This window comes from Desulforamulus profundi (assembly GCF_002607855.1).
Genome location: NZ_AWQQ01000027.1, coordinates 32,094 through 56,992, shown reverse-complemented (window position 1 = coordinate 56,992; position 24,899 = coordinate 32,094). Strand labels below are relative to the sequence as shown.

Genomic DNA, 24,899 nt, shown 5'->3' with positions numbered 1-24,899 from the left:
TACTGAATCCGGAGCCTAATAATACACCCTAAAGGAATGCCCAAATGACCAGCAACGAGATTCGTAAGAAATACGCAAAAGTCTAGCAACAGGACCCGTAAGCATTACCTATAAGGCTAACAGTGGAGGTGTTCACCGTGCCCCTTTTCCCAAATATCCGGCACCGCCGTTTACGACTGAATGAAAGGGTCCGGCGGCTGGTGCGGGAAAACCACCTGTCAGTGGATGATCTCATCTACCCGGTATTTGCAACCTATGGCCGGGGCGTGCGCCGGGAGGTGCCCAGCATGCCCGGCGTCTATAATCTTTCCATCGACATGCTGCTGAAAGAGTTAAAGGTTGTAGAGGAACTGGGGATTCCCGGCATTCTTGTTTTCGGTGTTCCCGAGGAGAAGGATGAGGCGGGGTCCGGCGCCTATGACCCGGACGGCATTGTGCAGCAGGCAGTGTGCGCCATTAAAAAGTCTTTCCCGGATTTACTGGTGATTACCGATGTCTGCCTGTGTGAATATACCAGCCACGGGCATTGCGGCTTGATAAAAGAACAAACGGTGGACAACGACTCCACCCTGGAATTGATTGCTGAAACCGCCCTGTCCCATGCCCGGGCCGGGGCAGATATGGTTGCCCCTTCCGACATGATGGACGGCCGGGTGGCGGCCATCCGCGCCAAACTGGATGCCGGGGGATACGCCGATATCCCGATCATGGCTTATTCGGCAAAATATGCTTCTGCCTATTACGGCCCCTTCCGGGAAGCCGCCGGCTCCACCCCCCGGTTCGGGAACCGGAAAACCTATCAAATGGACCCGGCCAACGGGGATGAGGCCATCCGCGAGACGGCCCAGGACATTGAGGAGGGTGCGGACATTGTAATGGTGAAACCGGCCCTGGCCTATATGGACATCATCCGCCGGATCAATGACCGGTTTGGCTACCCGCTGGCTGCCTATAATGTCAGCGGTGAGTATTCCATGGTCAAAGCGGCGGCCAAACTGGGCTGGATCGACGAGCGGCGGGTTGTGCTGGAGACATTAACAGGCTTTAAGCGGGCCGGGGCAGATATCATCATTACCTACCATGCCCTGGAGGTTGCCCGCTGGCTAAGGGAGGCTTAAATCATGATCATTTCCTGGAACACCACCAACGCCTGTAACCTCTACTGCGCCCACTGCTACCGGGATGCCGGCGTGAAAGCGGAGGAAGAACTCAGCACCGAAGAGGGCAAAAGACTGCTCGATCAAATTGCCGAGGCAGGCTTTAAAATCATGATCTTCAGCGGCGGCGAACCGCTGATGAGACCGGACATTTACGAACTGGTGGCCCACGCCAGGTCAAAGGGCTTGCGGCCGGTTTTCGGCAGCAACGGCACGCTGATTACCCCGGAGGTGGCCCGGCGTCTTAAAGAATGCGGCGCCACCGGCATCGGGATCAGCCTGGACAGTGTGGACCCGGCCAAGCACGACCGTTTCAGGGCCCAGGAGGGGTGCTGGCAGGCCGCCGTAGAAGGGATGCGCAACTGCCGCCAGGCCGGGCTGCCCTTTCAAATTCATACTACGGTAATGGATTGGAATTACCACGAGGCCGAAGAACTGACCGATCTCGCCGTCAGGGAAGGCGCCGTAGCCCATCACTTTTTCTTCCTGGTGCCCACCGGCAGGGCGGTCAACATTGAACAGGAGTCCCTGCGGGCCGAACAGTATGAGAACTTATTGGCCAGGATTATGGAAAAACAAAAGCAGGTGGACATAGAGTTAAAGCCCACCTGTGCGCCCCAGTTTATGCGGATCGCCAAGCAAATGGGAGTCAATACCCGGTTTCAGCGGGGCTGCCTGGCCGGCACCGCTTACTGCATCATCAGCCCCAAGGGAGATGTGCAGCCCTGCGCCTATTTAAACATTCCCCTGGGAAATGTAAAAGAAACATCCTTTGTGGACATCTGGCAGAACAACCCTGTGCTCAAAGAACTGCGCACCCTGGATTATAAGGGAGGCTGCGGCACCTGCGGCTTTAAGAAACTGTGCGGCGGCTGCCGGGCCAGGGCGCATTTTTATCACGGAGACTATATGGCCGAGGAACCGTGGTGCCTATACCATGGTCGAAAGGGGTATTAAATGCAGCTGGATCATCTCGACAGGCGACTTCTCAATCTGGTTCAATCGGATTTCCCCATTTGCCCGCAGCCCTATCAGGTATTGGCGGAGCAGTTGGGAATCACCGAGCAAGAGGTCTTGCAACGTTTGGAGCGATTAATGCAGCAGGATGTGATCCGCCGTTTGGGAGGCGTTTTTGATTCCCGCAAATTGGGATACAAGGGGACCTTGTGTGCCGTTAAAGTTCCTCAAGACCGTATCGATGAAGTGGCTGCAGTGATCAACAGCTATTTGGGGATTACCCATAATTATTTACGGGATCACGAGTACAATATGTGGTTTACCATTTTGGCCCAATCTCCAGCTAAAGTGGAACAAATTCTGAAAGAAATCAAAGAAAAAACGGGCATTGAGGATATTATTAATCTTCCTTCCCAAAGGTTCTTTAAGGTTTTGGTGAATTTTGATGTCCGAGATGAAGATTAAGCTTGCGAGGGAGAATATGACGTTAAGCGAACTGGATCAGCGCATCGTGATGGAATTGCAGTCGGGTTTGCCCCTGGTCAGCAGGCCCTTTGAGGCTCTGGCCAGGAGGTTGGGGATCACCGAAGAAGAATTTTTGGCCAGGGTTCATGCCATTCAACAGGCCGGCATTATGAGGCGGATTGGCGCTGCCCTGCGGCATCACCGGGTTGGTTTTACCGCCAATGCCATGATTGTCTGGCAGATCCCCGAAGAAAAGATTGTAGAAGTGGGAGAACAAATGTCCCAATTGCCGGAAGTGACCCACTGTTACCAGCGGGTATCTTTGCCCCAGTGGCCCTATAACTTTTATACCATGGTGCACGGCCACAGCCGGGAAGAATGCAGGCGGATTGCAGAGCAGTTAGCACAAATGGCCGGTGTAAACGACTACCGACTTTTATATAGCGTGGCTGAATTGAAGAAAAGCAGCATGAAATATTTTATGGATTAGGAGGGTACCCGATGGCTCCCAGTTACCAAAAATCCAAGGAGTTGTTTGAACAGGCCCAAATGGTGATCCCCGGTGGCGTCAACAGCCCGGTGCGGGCCTTCAAGTCCGTAGGAATGCCCCCCCCTTCATTGCCAGGGCCAACGGTTGCCGCCTGTGGGACATGGACGGTAATGAATATATTGATTATGTCGGCTCCTGGGGACCCCTTATTTTGGGCCACCGTCATCCTGCGGTGATCCATGCCATTCAAAGGTGCCTGGAACGGGGCACCACCTACGGCGCTCCCACCGACCTGGAAGTAACCCTGGCCCAAATGGTGGTGGAGGCGCTGCCTTCGGTGGAGATGGTCCGCATGGTAAACTCCGGCACCGAGGCCACCATGAGCGCCCTGCGTTTGGCCAGGGCCTATACCAACCGCAGTAAAATCGTCAAATTCGAGGGCTGCTACCACGGCCATCACGATTCCCTGCTGATCAAAGCCGGGTCCGGGGCCTTAACCACGGTGTGCCCACCAGCCCGGGGGTGCCGGAGAATATCGCCGGCAGCACCATCAATGCCCGTTACAACGACCTGGAACTGCTGGAGAAAATCTTTGCCGAAGCGGGCTCTGAAATTGCCGCGGTGATTGTGGAACCCCTGGCCGGCAATATGGGGGTTGTGCCCCCCGCAGAGGGATTCCTGCAGGGCCTGCGCAGCCTGTGCAGCAAACATGGCGCCCTGTTAATCTTTGACGAAGTCATCACCGGCTTTCGTTTGAGCTATGGCGGGGCACAGTCCTACTATAACGTGCTGCCGGATTTAACCTGCCTGGGCAAAATTATCGGCGGCGGTTTGCCCGTGGGTGCCTACGGCGGTCGCAAGGAAATAATGCAAATGGTATCACCCGCAGGCCCGGTGTACCAGGCGGGCACTCTGTCCGGCAATCCCCTGGCCATGACAGCGGGCATCGCCACCCTGGAACAGCTGCAGCAGCCGGGGGTTTATGAAGAATTAAACCGCAAGTCTACCCTGCTGGCCCAGGGATTAAGCCAGGCAGCCAGGGCCGCCGGTGTGCCGGCCAGCTTTAACCGGGTGCAGTCCTTACAGACTTGTTTCTTTACCAGGCATCCTGTGAACGATTTTGCCAGCGCTTCCACCTCCGATACCAGGCGTTACGCCGCGTTCTTCAGAAGCATGCTGGAGCAGGGCATCTATTTGGCTCCTTCCCAGTTTGAAGCGGCCTTTGTTTCCACCGCCCACACCGACAAAGACATTGAACGCACCGTGGAAGCCGCTTACCATGCATATAAGGCTGCGGGTAAAATAGAATAGTATAAAACACAGTAAGGACAGGCACAGACAAAACCTGTCCTTCTATTTACCCTTACCCTGTGGCCTGGTAGAGATTGGGGAGAGGTGAGAATTTTGGCAGAGGCGGCCATCACAATAATAACCGCCTTTTTGGTTAACCTACCCTTAGGACGCTGGCGTGCCAGGACCCGTAAATATTCACTGCCCTGGTTTCTGGCCATTCATTTATCCATTCCCTTAATCATCTGGCTGCGCTATCATTTTCATTTGGGGATAGGGTATATACCTTTTACAGTAGGGGGTGCTGTGCTGGGGCAGCTGGCAGGGTCCTACAAATATGTTGTCATAACAAAATACACTTGTAACAGGAGGGAAATGCCATGATTATTACTACCACACCATCCATTGAAGGAAAACCCATTAAGCAGTATTACGGGCTGGTTTGTGGGGAAGCCATTATGGGTGCCAACATTGTCCGGGATATTTTTGCCAGTATCACCGACATCGTCGGGGGACGGAGCGGGGCCTACGAGGACAAATTAGCCCGCGCCCGGGAAATCGCCGTGGAAGAAATGACAGAGCAGGCAAAGCGTATGGGGGCCAATGCGGTGGTCGGCGTGGACCTGGATTACGAAGTCATCAGGGAAGGCATGCTGATGGTAACCGCCAGCGGCACGGCGGTAACCATCTAAAACATCTGTAAATTAAAAGGAAAGCACGGCCATCGCCGTGCTTTCCTTTTGAAAGATTAAAGAACCGTGTCAAGGTTAACCAGCAGCCAGAGCTGGTCGCCCTTTTTAACAACGCCCTTCAGGAAGTCGATATTGTCGCCGATCATGTTGGGAGGTTCCACTTCGCTTTCGGTATAACGTCCTACCTCAAGAACACTGTCCACGATCATGCCCACTTTGCTGCCCTTATTTTCTACCACAATAATTCTGGTATCTTCATTTTGTTCGGTTTCCGGCAGGCCAAGACGACGGTTGAGGCTGATCACAGGCAGAATGGTCCCCCGCAAGTTAATAATGCCCTCGATATAATAATTGGTATTGGGTAGGCGGGTCACTTCAGCCATGCGAATAATTTCCTGGGTTTCGTTAATGGGGAGGGCGTACTGTTGATCGTTGAGCTGGAATACCACCAGTTGGTCTTCCTGACCGACTGCCATAATAATCACTCCTTTAATTGATAGCACAAGCTGCAACCGTTAAAAGCTTAGATAAATATTCTACACCGGCAGAATATTTCCTCTGTGGGAAACGGTGTCTAACTTTGTTATTTTTTACTTAAAAGAATTACAAAAAGATTAATTTTCATGAAAAAACCCAAAATCAATTGACTGATAATTCTTTACAGATATAATAAAAGTAAGACCTGACAAAACCGGGGTTTCCTGCTGGTTTGGAGGGTTGTGACAACGCAGGATATTCCCTGAGGAGAAGGGCCAGGGGGCCTTGGACCAAGGGGTATGCCATTTACTGGTGTACACTACCCGTCTATGCCTTTCTCCGGCATAAACGGGTTTTATTTTTTTGGGGGTGTTTGCTATCAATCGTCGCATCGGTGTGGTGGGAATTGTTATTGAGGACCGAAACAAGGCCCCGGAGATTAATCATATCCTGAGCCAGTACTCGGATATCATCATTGGCCGTATGGGGATCCCTCATAAAGAACGGGCACTTTCCGTCATCTCCCTTATCGTGGAGGGAACCAATGATGAAATAGGAGCCATGACAGGAAAGCTGGGAAATATTAAGGGAGTCCAAGTAAAGTCTGCTCTAAGCACCAAATATTAGGGGGTGGGCAAGCTGAAATACCGGATTGAACAGGATCTCATCGGGTTCAAAGAAATTCCCCTGGATGCCTTCTATGGCATTCATACCGCCAGAGCAGCGGAAAATTTCAGCGTGTCCCGGCAAAGGGTTCATCCTGAACTGATTAAAGCCATGGCAGTGGTCAAACAGGCAGCGGCGGAAGCCAACATTTCCCTGGGTCTTTTGGATCCGACCCTTGGCAGTGCCATTTTCCAGGCCGCCGCGGAAGTGGCGGAGGGGAAATTTGCCGACCATTTTATCGTGGATGCCTTGCAGGGCGGCGCTGGCACCTCAACCAACATGAATGTCAACGAAGTGATCGCCAACCGGGCCATCGAGATCCTGGGGGGGAGCAAAGGGGACTATACCCTGGTGCACCCGGTGAACCATGTCAACATGTCCCAGTCAACCAACGATGTTTATCCCACGGCCCTGCGGATTGCGGCCATCCGCCTGCTGGTGCACCTGTCCCAGTCCTGCGCCAACCTGCAGGGGGCGCTGCAGGCCAAGGAAGCGGAGTTTGCCGGAGTGTTGAAGGTTGGCCGCACAGAAATGCAGGATGCCGTTCCCATTACCCTGGGGCAGGAATTCTCCGCCTGGGCCGAGGCCATCGCCCGGGACCGCTGGCGTTTATACAAGGTAGAAGAGCGCTTGCGCCAAGTGAATCTGGGCGGCACAGCCGTCGGTACCGGGTTAAATGCCGAGCGCAAGTATATCTATTCCGTTATTGAACGGCTGAGGGCGCTCACCGGCCTGGGTCTGGCCCGCAATGAAAACATGATTGACGGCACCCAAAACGCCGATGTATTTGTGGAAGTTTCCGGACTGGTGAAGGCAAACGCCGCCAGCCTGGCGAAAATTGCCGGGGATTTGAGGCTCCTCTCCTCAGGACCCAGGGCAGGCCTGGGAGAAATCAGACTGCCGGATTTGCAGGCCGGTTCCTCCATTATGCCGGGGAAAGTGAACCCGGTGCTGCCGGAAATGATTACCCAGGTGGCCTACCAGGCCATGGCCCAGGACCTGGCCATCACCCTGGCTGTGCAGGCGGGGCAGCTGGAACTGAACGCCTTCCTGCCCCTGGTGGCAGCCAACCTGCTGCCGGCCATGGAGACCCTCAGCAAGTCCATGAACCTGCTGGCAGAGCGTTGTATCAAAGGAATTCAGGCCGTGCCGGAAAAATGCCTGGATCACCTGCACAACGGCGTCGGCATTATCACCGTCATTTCGCCCCATGTGGGTTATGATGTAGCCTCGGAACTGGCCAAAAATGCTTTAAAAACCGGCCGGCCGGTTAGGGATGTGATTTTAGAGGCAGGCCTGTTCACCGAGAACGAATTAGATGATCTGCTCAGGCCGGAGGAGGTAACCCGGCCGGGTATCGCAGGCAGACGCAAAAAAAGAAATTTATCATAACAAAGGAGGCGAGAATATGGACAGTACACCAAGGGGAAACCGGCTCCATATAGCCATCTTCGGACGCCGCAACGCCGGTAAATCCAGCCTCATTAACGCGCTAACCAACCAGGATATTGCCGTTGTCTCCAACGTGCCGGGAACCACCACCGACCCGGTTTACAAGGCCATGGAGATACTGCCGGTGGGTCCTGTGGTGATTATCGATACGGCAGGCATTGACGACACCGGTGACCTGGGGGAACTAAGGGTACAGCGTTCTTTGGACGTATTAAATAAAGCGGATATGGTGCTGTTAGTCATTGATGCCGGGGCCGGCGTAACCCAATTTGAACAGGACATCGCCGAACGCTGCAAGGAGAAAAAGCTGCCGGTGGTGGCGGTGCTCAACAAAATTGACGCTCTCCCGGTGACTGAAATACAAATCAATGAAACCAAAGAAAAACTGGGTGTGGAACCGGTGGCCGTCAGCGCACTGACCGGAGCAGGGATCTCAGATTTAAAGATCGCCATTGTGAAGTCCGCCCCACCCAGCTGGGATGACCAAACCATTGTGGGGGATTTGCTCAATCCCGGTGACGTGGCGGTGCTGGTGGTGCCCATTGATTTGGCGGCACCCAAGGGACGGTTAATTTTACCCCAGGTACAGACCATTCGGGACATTTTGGATCACGATGCCATGGCCTATGTGGTAAAGGAACGGGAATTAAAGGAATGCATCGCCACGTTAAACAAAAAACCGAAAATCGTCATCACCGACTCCCAGGCCTTTCTTAAAGCGGATGCCGATACGCCGCCGGATGTGCTCTTAACTTCCTTCTCCATTCTTTTTGCACGCTATAAAGGAGATCTGGAATCCCTGGTGGCAGGGGCCAAAGCCATTGAGAAATTAAAACCCGGGGACAAGGTGCTGATTGCCGAGGCCTGCACCCATCACCGGATGGAAGACGATATCGGAACCGTCAAGATTCCCCGCTGGCTGCGCCAGATCGTGGGGGGCGAACTGGAGTTCCACTGGAGCAGCGGTCACCGTTTCCCGACGGATTTATCCGAATACAAACTGGTGGTCCACTGCGGCTCCTGTATGATCAACCGCCGGGAAATGCTCTCCCGGATTATGCAGGTCCAGCAGGCCGGCGTGCCCATCGTCAACTACGGGGTGTGTATCGCTTACGTCCAGGGGATTCTCAGGCGAGCGCTGTCCCCCTTCCCCATGATTCAGGAAATGTTGGATGACGAGGAATAGATCGGGTTAAAAGGAAGGGGTGATACCCTTGAGAAAGGAATTTGCCACTGCTCTGGACAAAGCGGCCAGTGGAGTTGAGTTAACCAGGGAAGAAATCATTACGCTGCTGCAGGCCCGGCCCGGGGAAGAAGAAAGACAGCTGTTTGAGCTGGCGGACCGGGTACGTCGGGAAAATTTCGGCGACGAGGTGCACCTGAGGGGATTATTGAGTTCTCCAACTACTGCCGAAACGACTGCCACTATTGCGGCCTGCGGCGCAGCAACAAAGAAATCCAGCGGTACCGTATCCCCCTGGAGGAAATCGTTGATACAGCCAAATACGCAGCGGAGCTCGGTTATGGCACCATCGTTTTACAGGCCGGCGAGGACCCCTATTACTCGGGTGAAGACCTGGCAGAAATGATCCGTAAAGTAAAAGAGGCGGGGGACTTTGCCGTTACCGTTTGCGTCGGCGAGCGCAGCCGCAAAGATTATGAACTGATGAAAGAAGCCGGTGCCGACCGTTACCTGTTAAAGCATGAGACCGCAGACCCGGCGCTGTTTGCCGAATTAAGGCCCGGCACCTCCCTGGACGAAAGGATGAAACGGCTGAAATGGCTGCGGGAACTTGGCTTCCAGGTGGGCTCCGGCAATATGGTGGGCCTGCCGGGGCAGACGGTGGAGACCCTGGCGGATGACATACTGCTGTTAAAGGAACTGGACGTCGAGATGGCAGGCATTGGGCCATTCATCCCCCATGACCAGACGCCTTTAAGGGACGCTCCTGCCGGTGATTTAAACCAAACCCTCAAGGCGCTGGCCGTGGCAAGATTGGTCCTGCCGAAAACGCACCTGCCGGCCACAACGTCAACCGGAACTCTGCACCCGGCAGGCCGCAAGATGGCCCTGGGCTGTGGCGCCAATGTCATTATGCCAAATTTGTCGCCGGCTAGTTATCGACAGATGTATCAGATTTATCCCGAGAAGGCCGGCAGCAAAGAAAATGCGAACGAATCCCACGAAAAAATTACCTCTTTGGTAAAGGAAGTGGGTCGCAAGATCGGTACGGGACGGGGCGACAGCCCCAAGGAACATTTTAAAAACCGTCCGGCCCGCAGGGCCGGGGAAAGGTAGGGTTATCGGAATGGCAGTGAACAAGGCGGAGATCTACAATAACCAGTGGGAACCGGCCGACTTTATTAATGAAGGGGAAATTAACCGTTTGCTGGAGGAAGCCAAACAAGCGTCACCGGCCAGGGTACGGGAGATCATTGAAAAGGCCAGGCAGGCCAAGGGGTTAACCCCCGAAGAAGTGGCCATTTTACTGCAAAACGAGGACCAGGAACTGCTGGACCTGATGTACCGGGTGGCCAGTGAAATCAAGCTGAAGATTTACGGCAAGCGCCTGGTGCTCTTTGCCCCCCTGTATATCAGCGACCATTGTGTCAACAACTGCGTCTACTGCGGTTACCGCCGGGATAACAAATTTAAGCGGCGCAAGCTGACCCAGGCGGAAGTGGCGGAAGAGGTAAAAGTGCTGGAATCCCTGGGACACAAAAGATTGGCGGTAGAGGCAGGGGAACATCCCGGCGAGTGTCCCATCGAGTATGTGCTGGAGTGCCTGAAGACCATTTACAGTATCAAATTTGACAATGGCAGCATCCGCCGCTGCAACATCAACATTGCCGCCACCACCGTTGAAAATTACAAAAAACTGAAGGAGGCCGGCATCGGTACCTACATTCTGTTCCAGGAAACCTACCACCGGGAAACCTACAAAAAAATGCATCCCAGCGGACCCAAGGCCGATTATGACTGGCACACCACCGCCCATGACAGGGCCATGCTGGCCGGCATCGACGACGTGGGTTTCGGCGCTCTGTTTGGCCTCTATGATTACAAATTTGAAGTCATGGGCTCATGATGCACGCCCTGCATCTGGAAGAACGCTTTGGTGTGGGACCGCACACGATTTCCGTGCCGCGGCTGCGCCCGGCCCGGGGAGTGGATTACGACAACTTCCCCTATTTGGTCAATGATGAGCAATTTATGAAGCTGGTTGCCATTATTCGCCTGGCTGTTCCCTATACCGGTATGATTATTTCCACCCGTGAGCGACCTGAATACCGGGATATGCTGTTAAATTACGGTATTTCTCAAATTTCCGCCGGTTCCTGTACCGGCGTGGGCGGCTACAAAAAAGAATCAGAGCGCAAACAGTGCATTGCCGGCGGAGGTGCCAATTGTGACGCTGGCGAAGAAGATGCCCCACAATTTTACGTGGATGATCACCGGAGTCCCGACGAGGTGCTGCGCAATGTCTGCAAGTCCGGCTGGCTGCCCAGCTACTGCACCGCCTGCTACCGCAAAGGACGCACCGGCGACCGGTTCATGGCCCTGGCCAAGAGCGGCGAAATTCAAAACGTCTGCCAGCCCAACGCCATCCTGACCTTTAAAGAATACTTAATGGACTATGCTTCCCCTGAAACCAGGGAGGTCGGGGAAGAAACCATCCGCCGGCACCTGGATGAGATCGGCAACCCGCATATTCGCAAGATCACCGAAGACAGACTGAAACAAATCGAAGCCGGTGAGCGGGATCTATATTTCTAAAATCCTGTATACTTGGTTGGTAAATATTGAAAAGCAAGCAAAATCGTGCTAATATTGAACTAGACTTGACAAAGAAGTGGGTCAGCAAAGGTGCTATTTATCAATAGCGCCTTTTTTATACATTTTAGTTTTATAAATATTAAAAATTTTCAAGTCAGAGTAAAAGCGTTAAATGTTGGTCAAAACCAAAAGATTATAACCTGTAATTTGAGGTGGGACAATGCCCGTTAATCATGAACAAAATCTTCTTTATATATCATTGGGGTTTAAGATTCGCGAATTAAGAAAGGAAAAACAAAAGACGCTGCAAGAACTTGCCAGGGAGGCGGGTATTTCCGCCGGCCTGTTAAGCCAGGTGGAAAGGGGGACGGTGCAGCCTTCCCTGGACACCCTTTGGAAGATAACCAAAGCCCTTAACATCCCACTTTTTTATCTGCTGGAACAGGTGGAAAACAAAAGTGTGGTTGTGGTAAAACAAGAAAATCAAAAAAAGCTGGAAACACCCAACAGCAATGTGGTCTACCGGTTCCTGTCGCCTGACCTGAATCGAAAGATCGAGTTCATGATGATTACACTCAAGCCCGGCCATAACCACGGAGAATTGCTAAGCCATGCCGGCGAGGAGTGCGGGGTTGTCATTCAAGGCACCATTGCGGTCCGCATAGGGGAAGAGCTTTATATCCTTAACCAGGGTGACAGTATTTATTTTGACAGCAACATACCGCACCGTTTTTATAACCCGGGTAATGAGGAGGCCGTCGGGATCTGGGCCATGACACCTCCTACGTTTTAATAAAAACCAAGTCAATCTGGAGGTGATTGCAAAAAGAATTTTTAACCAGCTAATTAATCATTTAGTATTTGATGAGGAGGAAAGAAGATGAAAAGGTTATTACCGGTATTGCTGGCGCTGCTCGCTTTGCTGGTCAGCGGCTGCGGCGGCGGAGGGGAAGAAAAAAAGCAGAATGTCTCTAAATCTCCCTCCGACACCCTGATTATCGGGATGGCCATGGACCTGGCCACCCTTGACCCGGCTGTCTCGATGGACAACGCTTCATGGAAAATCACCTACCCCTGTTATGACAGGCTTGTGAAATACAAAACCGAAAACGGCAAGGGAAGTACGGAAGTGGAACCCATGGCGGCCGAGTCATGGCAGGTGTCGCCGGACGGCAAAGAGTGGACCTTTACACTGCGGAAAGACATCAAGTTCCACGATGGTTCACCCTTAAATGCCCAGGCCGTAAAGTTCTCCTTTGACAGGGTGCTGAAAATGGCGAAAGGCCCGGCTGATTATTTTCCCACACTGGCCTCGGTTGATGTGGTGGATGACAACACTGTAAAATTCACGCTTAAAGAGGCCTTTCCGCCGTTCCTTTACACACTGGCTACCAACGCCGGCAGCATTATCAACCCCAAGGTAATTGAGCACGAAAAGGACGGGGACATGGCTTCCGGCTGGCTGGGGGAACACACCATGGGCAGCGGACCCTATCAATTGGTTGAGTGGAACCGGGAACAACACCTGAAGCTGGCGGCAGTGGACAATTACTGGGGAGGTCAACCGGCCCTCAAAACCATTCTGACGAAGATTGTCAAAGACCCGTCCGCCCAGCGGCTGCAGTTGGAAAACGGTGATATTGACATTGCTGAGGGAATCCCGGTGGACCAGTTGGAACCGTTGGAGGGCAACCAGGATATTAAAATTCTGGAAAACCCCAGCCTGCTGGTGAACTATGTCTATCTTAACAACAAGAAAAAGCCCCTTGATAACAGTAAAGTCCGCCAGGCTCTCAACTATGCGGTTGACTATGACGGAATGATCAAGGGTGTGATGCAGGGAAACGCCACCCAGGTTAAAGGGCCGATTCCCCAGGGGTTATGGGGTCACGATCCCAACGTAAAGCAGTATAAGTTGGATTTGGACAAGGCCAAACAGCTTCTGGCAGAGGCAGGCTATCCCCAGGGCTTTACCTTAAAGCTGCTGTACTCCGACTATAAGCTGGTGGGAGCAGGAGGCCCTGACCATTCAGGACAACCTCTCCAAGATAGGGGTCAAGGTGGAGTTGGAAAAACTTGCCTGGGCAACGCTGAGAGACAAGGTGGACCGCGCTGATTTTGATATCTGCCTTGGTGTTTGGAGTCCCGACTATGCTGACCCGCACATGTTTATGAATTACTGGTTTGACTCCAACAACCACGGCTTGGCCGGCAACCGGGCCTTCTATAAAAATGATCAAGTTGACCAACTCCTAAGGGAAGCGGCCCGCATCAGCGACCAGAAGAAACGCACCGAGCTGTACCGGCAGGCCCAGGACATCGTGATGGAAGAAGCTCCCTATATACTGTTATTCCAAAACAATACTCTGTTACCCATGCGCAAAAACATTGAAGGCTATGTGTACAACCCCATGCTGGAAAGCATGTATAACTTCGAGGGTATGAAGAAGTAACAATAAAAGGGTTTGCGGGAGCCGCTCCGGTGGCCCCGCAAAATCCCTATGGGAGTTAAATCATATGTTTTTACTACAGTATTTATTTAAAAGGATACCCCGTCTCCTGTTTGTGCTGTTTGGCGTAACTCTTTTTACTTTCATCATCTCGCATATGATACCCGGTGACCCTGCCAGGATGTTAATCGGTCAGCGGGCCAGCGAGGAAACCCTGAACCGGATGCGGGCCGAGATGGGATTGGACCGGCCGGTATACGTCCAGTACCTGCAGTACATGAAAAATTTATCCCAGGGAGATCTGGGCCTTTCCATCAGAACCCAGCAGCCGGTTGTCAAGGAATTGAAAACTTTTTTTCCCGCCACTCTGGAGCTGACGCTGGTAAGCATGATCATTACCCTGCTGATGGGTATTCCCCTGGGGGTTCTGGCTGCTGTCAAACGAGACAAAATAGCCGATCACCTGAGCAGATTGGTGGCCCTGCTGGGGGTTTCAACCCCATTATTTTGGTCCGGTCTGATGGTGCTGCTGCTTTTTTATAAACACCTGCAACTATTTCCGGCAGCGGGCAGGATTGACGTTTTTCTTACCCCGCCCCCTGCGGTCACCGGCATGTATTTGCTGGACAGCCTGCTGGCCAGGGATTTCACGGTGTTTTTCAACGCCCTGCACCACATCATGCTGCCCGCCTGCTGCCTGGCCTACATTCAACTGGCCATTATTGCCCGGCAGGTGCGGGCCAGCATGGTGGAGGTTTTAGAACAGGACTATATTCGCACTGCCAAGGCCAACGGTATTCCAAGGTACAAAATCATCTACCAGTATGCCTTGAAGAACGCCTTGCTCCCCACGGTAACGGTGGCCGGTCTGATTTTTGGCGAACTGCTGGGCGGCGCCATTATCACGGAAACAATTTTTGCCTGGCCGGGTATGGGCAAGTATGTAGTGGACTCGGTAAGTTTTCTGGACTTTCCGGCCATTATGGGCTTTACCCTGGTGGTTGCCTTTTGCTATGTAATGATAAACTTGCTGGTTGATCTCCTGTATAAATTACTGGATCCACAGATACGGGAGGTGGGGTAAGCATGCCGTCAGGCAAGTTGGAGTTTTACCGGTATGTTCTCATGAAAAACCCGTTAACGTTGGTAGGATGCTGTATTGTCTTTCTGATGGCAGCGGTTGCAATTCTCGCCCCGGTTCTGGCCACCCATGATCCGGTTGCCATTAATATGACCGAAAAACTCAAAGCCCCCGGCGCTGGCCATTTTTTTGGCACCGATGAGATGGGCAGGGACATCTTCAGCCGTATTATTTACGGCAGCAGGTACTCGCTGGGGGTCGGCATATCCATTGTGCTGGTGGCCGCGCTGGTGGGGACAGCCCTTGGCAGTACGGTGGGATACATCGGCGGCAGGACCGACCAAATTGCCATGGGGATCATGGATGTTATTCTTTCCTTTCCCTCCCTGGTACTGGCCATGGCCCTGGCGGCTGCCCTGGGACCAAGTCTGTTTAATGCCATGCTGGCTGTTTCGCTGGTGAAGATTCCGGTCTACGTGCGGCTGGTCAGAGGTCAAGTCCTTTCCTTAAAGGAAAAACAATATGTTAAGGCTGCCCGCTCCTTTGGCTCTTCCACCGGTTGGGTTATTTGTAAGCATATTCTTCCGAACTGCACCTCCCCCGTCTTAATACAGGTAACCCTGGGGATCGGAGAAGCCATCCTCATTGCGGCTTCACTGAGTTTCATCGGGCTCGGCGCGCAGCCTCCGGCCCCCGAGTGGGGGGCCATGATCAACACGGCCCGCACATATATCCTGGACCAATGGTGGTATGCAACATTTCCCGGCCTGTCCATTTTCATTACGGTAATGGGATTTAACCTTCTGGGAGACGGTGTCAGGGATATCCTGGATCCCAGATCAAAAAATAAGCCGGGAGCGATCAAAATGACTGCACTTCTATCTGTTAAAAATTTAACTGTGGATTTGCCCACGGGCAGAAAGACGGCCCGGGTCCTGCACGGTGTATCATTCGATATTAAACCCGGCGAGGTGCTGGGTCTGGTGGGCGAATCCGGGTCGGGAAAATCCGTGACCGCCCTTTCCATATTGCAACTGCTGCCCGGCGGTAAAGGGGGCATATCCGGCGGGAGTATCTGCTTCAAGGAGCAAAACCTCATTGACAAAACGCCGCAGGAAATGAGGAAGATACGGGGCAAAGACATCTCCATGATTTTTCAGGAACCAATGACCAGCTTAAACCCGGCTTTCACCATCGGCAAGCAGATCATGGATGTCATTCTTGCCCATAATAACATCTCCAAAAGGGAGGCCAAAGAACATGCCCTGGATATGCTGGGCAGGGTACAAATTCCCGACCCGGCGAGGACCTTTGCCAGCTACCCCCATCAACTGAGCGGTGGAATGCGCCAGCGGGTCATGATTGCCGGGGCCTTGTCCTGCGGGCCCGGCCTTTTAATAGCGGACGAACCCACAACCGCGCTGGACGTAACCATCCAGGCCCAGGTTCTCCGGTTAATCAAGGAGGCTACCATGCAGGCAGGCGCCTCTGTTTTACTGATCACCCATGACCTGGGGGTGGTGGCCCAAATCTGCGCCCGGGTGGCTGTGATGTATGCCGGGGAAATTGTGGAAATAGGGGATGTTAATGAGACCCTGCTGTCTCCCCGTCACCCCTACACCAGGGCGCTGTTAGAGACGGTGCCTGAGCTTACACCGGGTTACCGTAAGAAACTGGCATCCATACCGGGTTCAGTGCCGGATGTTTTTGCCCGAATTTCGGGATGCCGGTTTAATGACAGGTGTTCAGTAAAAAAAGATATTTGCCTTGCACAAAAACCGCAATTGGTATGTGTTAACGGCAATCACAAGGTAGCGTGCTGGACCTGAGTTCAGTTGGAGGATGCACAGATGGAATATATTCTCGAACTTTATAATCTGAAGAAGCATTTTACAGTCAAAGAAGATTTCTGGGGGCGGCAAGAAAAGATCATCAAAGCCGTTGACGGGATTGACCTGAAACTGGTTAAGGGGGAAACCCTGGGGTTGGTAGGGGAGTCAGGCTGCGGCAAAAGCACTTTGGCCAATCTAATTACCAAACTGGAGGACCCCACCGAAGGACGCATTATTCTGGGGGGAACGGATATTACCTGCCTGCCTGAAAAACAACTGAGGCCTTTGCGTTCACGCATGCAGATGATTTTCCAGGACCCCTATTCTTCGTTAAATCCCCGCATGAAGGTGGAACAGATCCTTACCGAGCCAATGGCTGTCCTGGGGCGTTGGACAAAGGGCGAGATGAGGGACAAAGCCCTGTATCTTCTGGAGAAGGTAGGGCTGTCGGCCCAGCATCTGGACAGGTATCCCCATGCCTTCAGCGGGGGTCAGAGGCAGCGTATTTCCCTGGCCAGGGCACTTACCACCGACCCGGAGCTGTTGATCCTGGATGAGCCCACATCGGCGCTGGATGTTTCGGTACAGGCCCAGGTGTTGAATTTACTGTCGGAGTTGCAGGCTGACCTGGGTTTGACCTATATCTTCATTTCTCATAACTTATCTGTGGTGAACTACCTGTGTCACCGGGTGGCTGTGATGTACCTGGGAAAAATCGTTGAAATGGGACCCGTGGAAAATGTTCTTCATGATCCCCGGCATCCTTATACCAGGGCTCTCATTGACGCTGTACCCAGAATCAAGAGGGAAACAAATTGTGGCCTGCACGGAGGTAAATCATTAGGAAGATGAACAAAGTAAAACAAAACCTGATCGACGCCCTGTCAACCGGTCGGGAACCGGTCACCGGTGTTCTGGTGGCCTATCAATTCAACAGAGATATTGCTGAAAAAATAGCACAGATTTTGCCCTTTCCGGTACAAATGCTGGACGCAACCAGGGACGTTTCAGTATTGGAAATGATCAACGGCAATTACAGCCACGTCATAGAACTTTATCATCCTGCCAAGGATGGGTACAGTATTTGCAAGCAATTACGCAACTACTTCTGGGACAGGGGCTACAAAACGCTCTCACTCTTTGACTGGGCAGAGGAGTACCTGCAAGATGATTTCTGGGGGGATACAGATTACCCCAAACTGGCGGCAGACATTGCCGAGCTCAGGAAAAAAATGCACCGGGCCAGAAGATTTAAAATTACTTCCGAACAGGGTACGAATATCAGTTTCTCAACGGAAGGAAGGCGGTGGCTGGATGCCGGCGGGCTCAGTAAAAACGGCAGCATCTCTCAAATGCCCGACGGTGAAATCTATACCTGCCCCGTGGAGGAGACTTTTAACGGGGTTATCGTGGTGGACGGTACCGTTACCCGCTCCTGGATTCCGTCCAAACCTGTAAGACTGGAGTTTAGCGGGGGGAAACTAATAGACTGTTCCAAGGAATTCAGGGAATACATTCAGGGGTTCCCGGAGGCCATCAAGACCATCGGGGAGTTTGCCATCGGGTTAAACCCGGCTATTACCACAATGGTGGGCAACATTTCGGTGGATGAGAAGGCTGCCGGCACAGTCCATTTTGCCCTTGGAGACAGCTATGGCCTGGGTATTAATAAATGCGGCTGTCACCTGGATTTTGTGGTAAGAAGACCGTTGCTGCACATGGAACCGAAAATTGAGATTCCGTTTATGAATGTTAGAGAGCTTATTGAAGAATCCTTATGATTGTTTAAACCGTGATGCTGCGAAATAAATCCCGGCGTCACGGTTTTGCCTTTTTACAAATTCATTAATTGAAATTATTGCAAAATGTTATTTAATATCTTTTTTATTTTTTATTTCAAGGTTATAATACATATTTAGATTTATCTTTTCTGGAGGGGTTTTGTTTTGCCAAACACCGAGGTGCATTTAGCAAGATATATAACCATTGCCGCGGACCTGGCGGATCGAATTGTACGGGGTGAATACCAGGAAGGTCAGAAAGTCTTTGGCCGTTCAACCTGGCAGGGAAATATAATGTTTCTCCGGAAACCATTCGACGTGCTTTAACGCTGCTGCAGGAAGTCGGCATTGTTGAGGTGGCTCCCGGCGTGGGAGTGGTGGTAAAGTCCTCAGAGGTTGCCCGCAAGTATTTGGATGACTTTGATCAGCGGAGGGTGCTGGCGGGTATTCATGAAAGACTACATCAATTAGTAAAGGAAAGAGACCAGCTAAATCACGAAATTTCCAGGTTGATGGAAGAATTAATGGAACATACCATCCACCTGGAAGCCAAGCTGTATAGAATTGAAGAATGGAAGGTATTGCCCGATTCTCCTCTGGTGGGACAAACCCTGGCCGAGAGCAAGCTGCACAACAGGAAGGTGCTGGCCATCCAGCGGAAGGGGCAGGAAGATATTTTCGACCCGGCCCCGGACAGCCGGATTCAAGATGGCGATATTTTAACCATTTACGGACGGTTGGATCCCGCTGCCAGGGAAGGATTGGTCAGAGTATAAAAAAGGCGCTGCACTGCAGCGCTTTTTTGCTATATCAGAAAGTATAAGTTTTAGGGTATCCTTTTACTTGTTGCCGGACAAGCCACCTTATGATATAATGATAGTGGCAACTTATAATTTTTTTGGCATTGTCTGGGAAATATTAGCTTAATCCATAAAATGGGAACGGAGGAACCGATTTTGGGGTGAATTCTGTGCATCGCACAGGTAGGGTTTTAACCTTTCGACCCGAACCCGTCAGCTAACTTCGTAAGCTATAAAGAAAGGGAGGGATACTCATGTCTGTTCACCTACGGCATGAAGAAGTACGTTTAGGGCAGGAAAAAAGATTGATTGCCCTGAAAAGGGCAAGGGAGCTGAAGTCCCGTATCACTGGTTATTTAAGCAACAAAGCCAACATCCCAAACGGCTTTGAGGTGCAAGAGGAATATAACCAGGCCAGGGATAAGGTGATGAATTTCTTTCAGGCCGGTGAAGAGCAGTGGAATGACTGGCACTGGCAAATGGCAAACCGCATCAGGGACGCCAGGGTATTAAGTCAGTTGGTTGATTTGAACCAGGCAGAAATTGAGGCCATTGAGCGGGTGGGCCGGCAATACCGCTGGGCAGTATCCCCTTATTACATGGCACTGGCCATGGTGGGCGGGCCCAGGGGACCAATCTGGCTGCAGGCCGTCCCAAGTGCAGAGGAAATTAAAGACCGCTGCGGCTTGGAAGACCCGATGGGAGAAGAATTTACCTCTCCTGCGCCGGGAATCACCAGGCGCTACCCCGACCGTTTAATTATCAACGTCACCAACCAGTGCGCTATGTACTGCCGCCATTGCCAACGCCGCCGCAACATCGGAGAAATCGATGTTCATAAACCACGCAAGATCCTGGAAGCTGCCCTTCAGTACGTCAGGGAAAATGAAGAAATCAGAGATGTGTTAATCACCGGTGGGGATGCTTTGCTTTTATCGGACCAGCAAATTGACTGGTTGTTAACCGAGCTGGACAATATCCCCCACGTTGAAATTAAACGCATCGGAACCCGTACCCCTGTTACCATGCCGCAAAGAATCACCCCTGAACTCTGTGCCATTTTGGAAAAACACCCGCCCGTTTATATAAACTCCCAGTTCAACCATCCTCTGGAGATTACGCCGGAGGTTAAAAAGGCCTGCGACATGCTGGTAAAGGCCGGGGTTGTGTTGGGGAACCAGACGGTGCTGTTGAAGAACATCAACAACCACCCGGACGTTATGAAACGACTTAACCAAAGCCTGCTCCAGATTCGCGTGCGACCCTACTACATTTTTCACGCCAAAGCCGTCAAAGGAACCAGGCATTTTATCACCGGCATCGATGAAGGAATCTCCATTATGGACCAATTACGGGGATATACCTCCGGGCTGGCTGTTCCCACCTATATTATTAACGCACCCAACGGCTATGGAAAGACGCCGGTTCTTCCGCAATATATTATAGAAAACAAAAACGACCATGTAACCTTGCGGACCTGGGAAAAAAGAATCATACCGTACAACGTGAGGGGCAAACATTAAAATACAAGACCCGCAAAATCCTGCCAACTTTTTTGGTAGGATTTTCATTTTTTTATTGACAAGAACATGTGTTTGGTTATAAAATCAGTGTAACAAAAACAAATGTTCGGGGGGTTTTGATATGATAAAGAGTGCGGAAATTAATTTAACTTTTCCTGCCGTAACCAAGGATATGTCCAGAGAGGCCCAGGAAGGCTCTGTTGTGGAAGAAGTGCTGGACTGGTTAGAACATGAAGACTCACCCGTGGTCAGGAGGGCTGCGCTCGGGTTCTGCGCAATGAGCGGGTTCTTTTTTGCCGCTCAACTGGTCAGGTTTTTAGCTTCTTAGACCCGGATCAACCCAACCCCGGGTTAATTTTTTTGCCCCGGTACCATACTAAAGTGGATGGATAAGTATTGGGGAGGTATCCAGTGACGAAAGTATATGTCTTGGGAGCAGGTGCAGGGGCCGCCTATACGGGCTCTTATCTCGGAGAAACCAGCCCGGTGGCGAAAAACTTTTTTCAAAAGGCGATGCGTGTCATCAACATTCATCGTATTAAAGACCGGCATTTTGGAGATGAAAACCTGCAGTTTCATCATATCTTTGAATTTATTGAAAAACTCTGGGGATCCCCCGGGAACAGGTGCACCGGTCAGACCTGGATATGGAAGAAGTCCTAACCCTGCTCAACATTGAAATGGAAGAGGACATACCGGGAAGGGACCGCTTACGGCAAGCCTATGAAGAGTATCTTTTGTTGATGGCCCTTACCTTCGATAAAATCCTTTACGGCGAGCCCTGCCCGCATCACCGGCGCATTGCTCAATCCCTGGGAGCCGGAGATACCGTCATTTCATTTAATTATGAATTGCTGATGGATTATGCCCTGCACCATTTGCAGCGGGACGGTATCCAATGGCATATCAAGGACGGCTATGGCATTTCCTGTGATCCTCTTGCGGGGATGCCTGCCACGGAAGATCTTCAAAGGGTTCAGGAAACAGCAGCAACGGCAGCCGGTGGCTCTAATGTAAAACTTTTAAAACTCCATGGTTCTTTGAACTGGCTTTACTGCCCGCAGTGTGGTCAACTCTATGCCTATGAACACAGTGACGCCAGGGGACACAGTGTGATCATCAACGGTATGGCCAACATGATTCAGTGTACCACCGAACACTGCTGTCAAAGGTTAAGTAGGGTTATTATTCCGCCCACCCTGATGAAGAACTATCAATCCATTCCCTTTATACCGGAGTTGTGGCAGCAGGCGCGGCAGGCATTGCAGCGGGCCTCGGAAATCATTGTTATCGGTTATTCCTTTCCCACCACCGATTTTAGGTCCAATTGGATGTTTCGCAAGGCCATGGTCGATAACAAATCCCTTAAAAAAGTAACCATTGTAGATGCCGCCGAGGGTTACGCACGACAGGCCCTGCTGACAAAACATAAAAGCATCTTTCGAGTGGATCACCTGGCCTTTCATCATGATATCGCCGAATTTACAAGTACGCTGGAACGATAGAAATGAGCAACCCGCCGGGGATACCGTGAATTTGTTTGGAATATACTAAAACAAATACCCACCCGTCGCTTGTGGGATGCGCGGAAAAGTTAACGGGCAAAGGTGTCAACAAAACCACTGGAAAAACCGACACCCGGGGAAAGGTATGGGGTTGCCTTTCCAGACAGCTCCCTGGAATTATTCCTGGGAGCTGTTTTATGGCGGAGGAACGCATTAGTATATAATAAATAATAAATGTGACATATTAATATTGCGCAAATCCCTCTAATAGGAGTATAATTAATTCATAACAGAATATACACATCTTAAACTAACTGACTATTCAGTTAGTTTAGATACGGTTACCGACAAAATTTTTTTAGGAGGGATACCGTTACATGACACAATTTATTAAAAACTGCCCGGTTTGCGGCGAGATTCTGGTTGAGAGGTTGGTTAATGTGGATGTGCAGGAAGACGTTAACGTCTGTCACGCGGAATCCATACCGGCCCTCGTCTGCGAGAACAAAAGCTGCAGCAATCAAGAGAGATATTTTGCTCCCTTTTCCTATAATCTTTTGAAAATGAAGTGCCCTGAAATTAACAAACTGTAATCCCCGGCCAAAGAGCCGGGTTTTTTAATTTTCTTAAAAACTGCTCTGCCGGATGGGACAGCCTTGAAATAGTATTAAATGAAACCCTATAATAGAATGTAGAGTTTAACAGCAGGGGGGATTAAGGTGAAGATAGGTAATGTTGAAAAACCTACCTTTCATGCATTTCGCAGTGATTTTTTAATGTTGGTGGGGCAAATCACCGGTATGCAGGTCAAGCCTGAGGATGGTTGGATTGAAATCAGCAACAGTGAGATCAGAGAAAGAATTATCAAGGAGTTTATCCGTTTGATGGAAGAACGGTATGGCTTTGAAATTGCCTGAAAGGCCAACTGAATAACCGGCAGGGCTCTGTTGAAGGGGTTGCCGGTGAGCTGTACCATATCTTTTCAACCATGTTTCTGGTTGAAGTCATTAACTCTAAAATTCGCTCAGGGCAAAGACAGGTGGATATGTAAAGATACAGTGGTAACCGGTCATCCGGGTTACCGCATTATTTTTTCCAATAATAAAAAACACCTGGTTTCACAACCAGGTGTCAATTTTGGTGCGGCAGAAGGGACTTGAACCCCCACACCTAACGGGCATAAGAACCTGAATCTTACGCGTCTGCCAATTCCGCCACTGCCGCATATTCAACTTGAATCAGTGCAATTGCCCCACCGACAAATGTTATTATACCTCACTAAATCGGGACATGCAAGAGTTAATTTAATGAAACAGTAACATTTATTATTACAAGAAGGCATAAAAGCAAAAACCCCGGGTGATAACCAGGGTTTGTTTTGGTGCGGCAGAAGGGACTTGAACCCCCACACCTGACGGGCATAAGAACCTGAATCTTACGCGTCTGCCAATTCCGCCACTGCCGCATATTTTACTGGAAACACCGATTGAATCAGTGCAATAGTGATTATAGCAAAGATTATTATCCAGCGCAAGTGTTAATTCTTAATAATTTAAACTAACATTTCTTTTACATTTTGTTATACGATCTTTTATACTTTGATAGCAAAAAAAAGCCCGGCACAATTTTTTTTACCGGGAAAGAGCGTAGCTTTCAAGTACTTTTATTATGTCACATTTTGGCGAATCATACTGGTAGCTGCCTGACAATCCCGTTAAATTCCGATAAAAGATTTTCACTAAAATAAAATTGAGAAATTAAGGAGACACTAGTGGTGAGACTGAATCAGGAGGCCAGAAAAAATGCGTAAAAAAGTTAAAGGCATGATTAAAAACCCGGGTACTACGGGCGAATCCGCCCCGGTTGGAAGAACCGGAGGATACCATGAAACATGGGATGTGGGCAGAGCTAATGACAGAAAGAAAAAACAAAAACTGAGCGGCATGAACCGACCTTCAACTTAGAGGTGAGAAGTGAGAGGTTAGAGTTGAGATTTATAAGGAATAACGATGGATGATCTAAAAAAAGAAGAAAGGTGAGATATATTCTCACCTTTCTTGCTGGCTGGGGCGGCTGGATTCGAACCAACGAATGCCGATTCCAAAGACCGGTGCCTTACCGCTTGGCGACGCCCCAATATGGTGGAGGGAGAAGGATTCGAACCTTCGAAGTCGTCTGACGGCAGATTTACAGTCTGCTCCCTTTGGCCGCTCGGGAATCCCTCCATATGAAATTGGTGACCCCTACGGGATTCGAACCCGTGTTACCGCCGTGAAAGGGCGGTGTCTTAGGCCGCTTGACCAAGGGGCCAAAATCCTATTTTGCCGGCGACGAAGTTTATTATAACAAAACATTTTGCCGGTAGCAAGTATTTATGTTAGGAAATTTATACAAAGTGAACTATTTTTTTCACAGTAGAGATTAAGTCTCTTCCAAAAAATTAATCTTTTTGTAAGCCTTTAGTTAACCAAAAACAATAGATCTCTGATACGATCCTTATAGT

Annotated in this window: 26 protein-coding genes, 5 tRNA genes, 3 pseudogenes and 1 riboswitch; of the genes and pseudogenes, 28 read left to right on the top strand and 6 right to left on the bottom strand. The window is 50.9% G+C overall.

The genetic code is table 11. The features are described from left to right. Window positions 1-137 precede the first annotated feature (137 nt). The 7 genes and pseudogenes from hemB (at window position 138) to P378_RS04075 (ending at window position 5,051) form a co-directional block, all read left to right on the top strand. Window positions 138-1,118 carry a porphobilinogen synthase gene (gene hemB, locus P378_RS04105; RefSeq protein WP_099082363.1) on the top strand — a complete coding sequence of 327 codons (981 nt, stop codon included), beginning with the start codon at window positions 138-140 and terminating at the stop codon, window positions 1,116-1,118. Between the two features lie 3 nt (window positions 1,119-1,121). Next, window positions 1,122-2,114: a putative heme d1 biosynthesis radical SAM protein NirJ2 gene (gene nirJ2, locus P378_RS04100; RefSeq protein ID WP_099082362.1), complete on the top strand. Its 993-nt coding sequence runs from the start codon at window positions 1,122-1,124 to the stop codon at window positions 2,112-2,114. Beyond that, window positions 2,115-2,579, top strand: coding sequence for a siroheme decarboxylase subunit alpha (ahbA, locus tag P378_RS04095; RefSeq protein WP_099082361.1), 465 nt, complete (start codon window positions 2,115-2,117; stop codon window positions 2,577-2,579). A 16-nt stretch (window positions 2,580-2,595) separates the two neighbouring features. Then, the gene (gene ahbB, locus P378_RS04090; protein ID WP_099082391.1) at window positions 2,596-3,069 is read left to right on the top strand and encodes a siroheme decarboxylase subunit beta; all 474 of its coding nucleotides are present in this window, start codon (window positions 2,596-2,598) and stop codon (window positions 3,067-3,069) included. Between the two features lie 11 nt (window positions 3,070-3,080). Further along, window positions 3,081-4,380, top strand: a pseudogene (gene hemL, locus P378_RS04085) (glutamate-1-semialdehyde 2,1-aminomutase). Between the two features lie 93 nt (window positions 4,381-4,473). Further along, window positions 4,474-4,743 carry a hypothetical protein gene (locus P378_RS04080; protein WP_238472862.1) on the top strand — a complete coding sequence of 90 codons (270 nt, stop codon included), beginning with the start codon at window positions 4,474-4,476 and terminating at the stop codon, window positions 4,741-4,743. Further along, entirely contained in the window at window positions 4,740-5,051 is a 312-nt protein-coding gene (locus tag P378_RS04075; RefSeq protein ID WP_099082360.1) for a YbjQ family protein, read from the top strand. The genes P378_RS04080 and P378_RS04075 overlap by 4 nt, the downstream gene beginning before the upstream one ends. Before the next feature lie 56 nt (window positions 5,052-5,107). Here the strand turns inward: P378_RS04075 and P378_RS04070 are convergent, their stop codons facing one another. Continuing rightward, a complete protein-coding gene (locus P378_RS04070) occupies window positions 5,108-5,527 on the bottom strand; it encodes a chemotaxis protein CheW (RefSeq protein WP_099082359.1) in 420 nt (139 codons plus the stop codon). A 379-nt stretch (window positions 5,528-5,906) separates the two neighbouring features. On the opposite strand from P378_RS04070, the gene P378_RS04065 reads away from it, so the two are divergent. The 20 genes and pseudogenes from P378_RS04065 (at window position 5,907) to P378_RS20895 (ending at window position 23,313) form a co-directional block, all read left to right on the top strand. Next, on the top strand, window positions 5,907-6,155 hold the full coding sequence (locus P378_RS04065) for a TM1266 family iron-only hydrogenase system putative regulator (protein ID WP_099082389.1): 249 nt from the start codon (window positions 5,907-5,909) through the stop codon (window positions 6,153-6,155). 3 nt (window positions 6,156-6,158) lie between these two features. After that, window positions 6,159-7,586: an aspartate ammonia-lyase gene (locus tag P378_RS04060; RefSeq protein ID WP_099082358.1), complete on the top strand. Its 1,428-nt coding sequence runs from the start codon at window positions 6,159-6,161 to the stop codon at window positions 7,584-7,586. Between the two features lie 16 nt (window positions 7,587-7,602). After that, window positions 7,603-8,832 (top strand): [FeFe] hydrogenase H-cluster maturation GTPase HydF, encoded by a 1,230-nt coding sequence (hydF, locus tag P378_RS04055; protein WP_099082357.1) that lies wholly within the window; start codon window positions 7,603-7,605, stop codon window positions 8,830-8,832. 22 nt (window positions 8,833-8,854) lie between these two features. Then, window positions 8,855-9,945, top strand: a pseudogene (hydE, locus tag P378_RS04050) ([FeFe] hydrogenase H-cluster radical SAM maturase HydE). Between the two features lie 10 nt (window positions 9,946-9,955). Beyond that, a pseudogene (gene hydG / locus P378_RS04045) lies at window positions 9,956-11,424 on the top strand ([FeFe] hydrogenase H-cluster radical SAM maturase HydG). Window positions 11,425-11,644: 220 nt separating this feature from the next. Next, complete coding sequence (locus tag P378_RS04040) at window positions 11,645-12,217, top strand: cupin domain-containing protein (protein ID WP_099082356.1); 573 nt, start codon at window positions 11,645-11,647, stop codon at window positions 12,215-12,217. Window positions 12,218-12,304: 87 nt separating this feature from the next. Beyond that, window positions 12,305-13,540, top strand: a complete 1,236-nt coding sequence (locus P378_RS22740) for an ABC transporter substrate-binding protein (protein ID WP_274378636.1) — start codon at window positions 12,305-12,307, stop codon at window positions 13,538-13,540. Beyond that, window positions 13,485-13,877: an ABC transporter substrate-binding protein gene (locus P378_RS22735; protein WP_274378635.1), complete on the top strand. Its 393-nt coding sequence runs from the start codon at window positions 13,485-13,487 to the stop codon at window positions 13,875-13,877. The genes P378_RS22740 and P378_RS22735 overlap by 56 nt, the downstream gene beginning before the upstream one ends. 64 nt (window positions 13,878-13,941) lie before the next feature. Next, window positions 13,942-14,958, top strand: a complete 1,017-nt coding sequence (locus P378_RS04030) for an ABC transporter permease (RefSeq protein WP_099082355.1) — start codon at window positions 13,942-13,944, stop codon at window positions 14,956-14,958. 2 nt (window positions 14,959-14,960) lie between these two features. Continuing rightward, a complete protein-coding gene (nikC, locus tag P378_RS20910) occupies window positions 14,961-16,784 on the top strand; it encodes a nickel transporter permease (RefSeq protein WP_099082354.1) in 1,824 nt (607 codons plus the stop codon). A 21-nt stretch (window positions 16,785-16,805) separates the two neighbouring features. Beyond that, a complete protein-coding gene (locus P378_RS04020; protein WP_099082353.1) occupies window positions 16,806-17,639 on the top strand; it encodes an ABC transporter ATP-binding protein in 834 nt (277 codons plus the stop codon). Next, the gene (locus P378_RS04015) at window positions 17,636-18,568 is read left to right on the top strand and encodes an aminopeptidase (protein ID WP_099082352.1); all 933 of its coding nucleotides are present in this window, start codon (window positions 17,636-17,638) and stop codon (window positions 18,566-18,568) included. Before P378_RS04020 ends, P378_RS04015 begins: the two co-directional genes overlap by 4 nt. A 165-nt stretch (window positions 18,569-18,733) precedes the next feature. Continuing rightward, the gene (locus P378_RS20905) at window positions 18,734-18,895 is read left to right on the top strand and encodes a hypothetical protein (protein WP_238472861.1); all 162 of its coding nucleotides are present in this window, start codon (window positions 18,734-18,736) and stop codon (window positions 18,893-18,895) included. 41 nt (window positions 18,896-18,936) lie between these two features. Next, window positions 18,937-19,344: a TrkA C-terminal domain-containing protein gene (locus P378_RS04010; RefSeq protein WP_238472860.1), complete on the top strand. Its 408-nt coding sequence runs from the start codon at window positions 18,937-18,939 to the stop codon at window positions 19,342-19,344. Window positions 19,345-19,478: 134 nt separating this feature from the next. After that, a riboswitch (cyclic di-AMP (ydaO/yuaA leader) is annotated at window positions 19,479-19,615 on the top strand. Between the two features lie 7 nt (window positions 19,616-19,622). Beyond that, window positions 19,623-20,891: a glutamate 2,3-aminomutase gene (gene eam, locus P378_RS04005; RefSeq protein ID WP_099082351.1), complete on the top strand. Its 1,269-nt coding sequence runs from the start codon at window positions 19,623-19,625 to the stop codon at window positions 20,889-20,891. A 121-nt stretch (window positions 20,892-21,012) separates the two neighbouring features. After that, entirely contained in the window at window positions 21,013-21,219 is a 207-nt protein-coding gene (locus tag P378_RS04000) for a hypothetical protein (RefSeq protein ID WP_099082350.1), read from the top strand. A gap of 83 nt (window positions 21,220-21,302) precedes the next feature. Next, window positions 21,303-21,554: a hypothetical protein gene (locus P378_RS20900; protein ID WP_238472859.1), complete on the top strand. Its 252-nt coding sequence runs from the start codon at window positions 21,303-21,305 to the stop codon at window positions 21,552-21,554. Beyond that, a complete protein-coding gene (locus P378_RS03995; protein ID WP_238472858.1) occupies window positions 21,518-22,396 on the top strand; it encodes an SIR2 family protein in 879 nt (292 codons plus the stop codon). Before P378_RS20900 ends, P378_RS03995 begins: the two co-directional genes overlap by 37 nt. 377 nt (window positions 22,397-22,773) lie before the next feature. Next, window positions 22,774-22,989: a hypothetical protein gene (locus P378_RS03990; RefSeq protein ID WP_099082349.1), complete on the top strand. Its 216-nt coding sequence runs from the start codon at window positions 22,774-22,776 to the stop codon at window positions 22,987-22,989. Window positions 22,990-23,115: 126 nt separating this feature from the next. After that, complete coding sequence (locus P378_RS20895) at window positions 23,116-23,313, top strand: hypothetical protein (protein WP_238472857.1); 198 nt, start codon at window positions 23,116-23,118, stop codon at window positions 23,311-23,313. A 221-nt stretch (window positions 23,314-23,534) separates the two neighbouring features. On the opposite strand, the gene P378_RS03980 is transcribed toward P378_RS20895, so the two are convergent. Both P378_RS03980 and P378_RS03975 read right to left on the bottom strand, forming a co-directional pair. Next, window positions 23,535-23,620, bottom strand: a tRNA-Leu gene (locus tag P378_RS03980). A 155-nt stretch (window positions 23,621-23,775) separates the two neighbouring features. Beyond that, window positions 23,776-23,861, bottom strand: a tRNA-Leu gene (locus P378_RS03975). Between the two features lie 337 nt (window positions 23,862-24,198). Between P378_RS03975 and P378_RS19380 the strand changes: the two genes are divergently transcribed. After that, the gene (locus P378_RS19380) at window positions 24,199-24,360 is read left to right on the top strand and encodes a hypothetical protein (protein WP_180260977.1); all 162 of its coding nucleotides are present in this window, start codon (window positions 24,199-24,201) and stop codon (window positions 24,358-24,360) included. Between the two features lie 97 nt (window positions 24,361-24,457). Here the strand turns inward: P378_RS19380 and P378_RS03970 are convergent. The 3 genes from P378_RS03970 to P378_RS03960 form a co-directional block, all read right to left on the bottom strand. Beyond that, window positions 24,458-24,532: transfer RNA gene (locus P378_RS03970), tRNA-Gln, on the bottom strand. A 3-nt stretch (window positions 24,533-24,535) separates the two neighbouring features. After that, window positions 24,536-24,621: transfer RNA gene (locus P378_RS03965), tRNA-Tyr, on the bottom strand. Between the two features lie 9 nt (window positions 24,622-24,630). Further along, window positions 24,631-24,706: transfer RNA gene (locus P378_RS03960), tRNA-Glu, on the bottom strand. Between the last annotated feature and the right edge of the window lie 193 nt (window positions 24,707-24,899).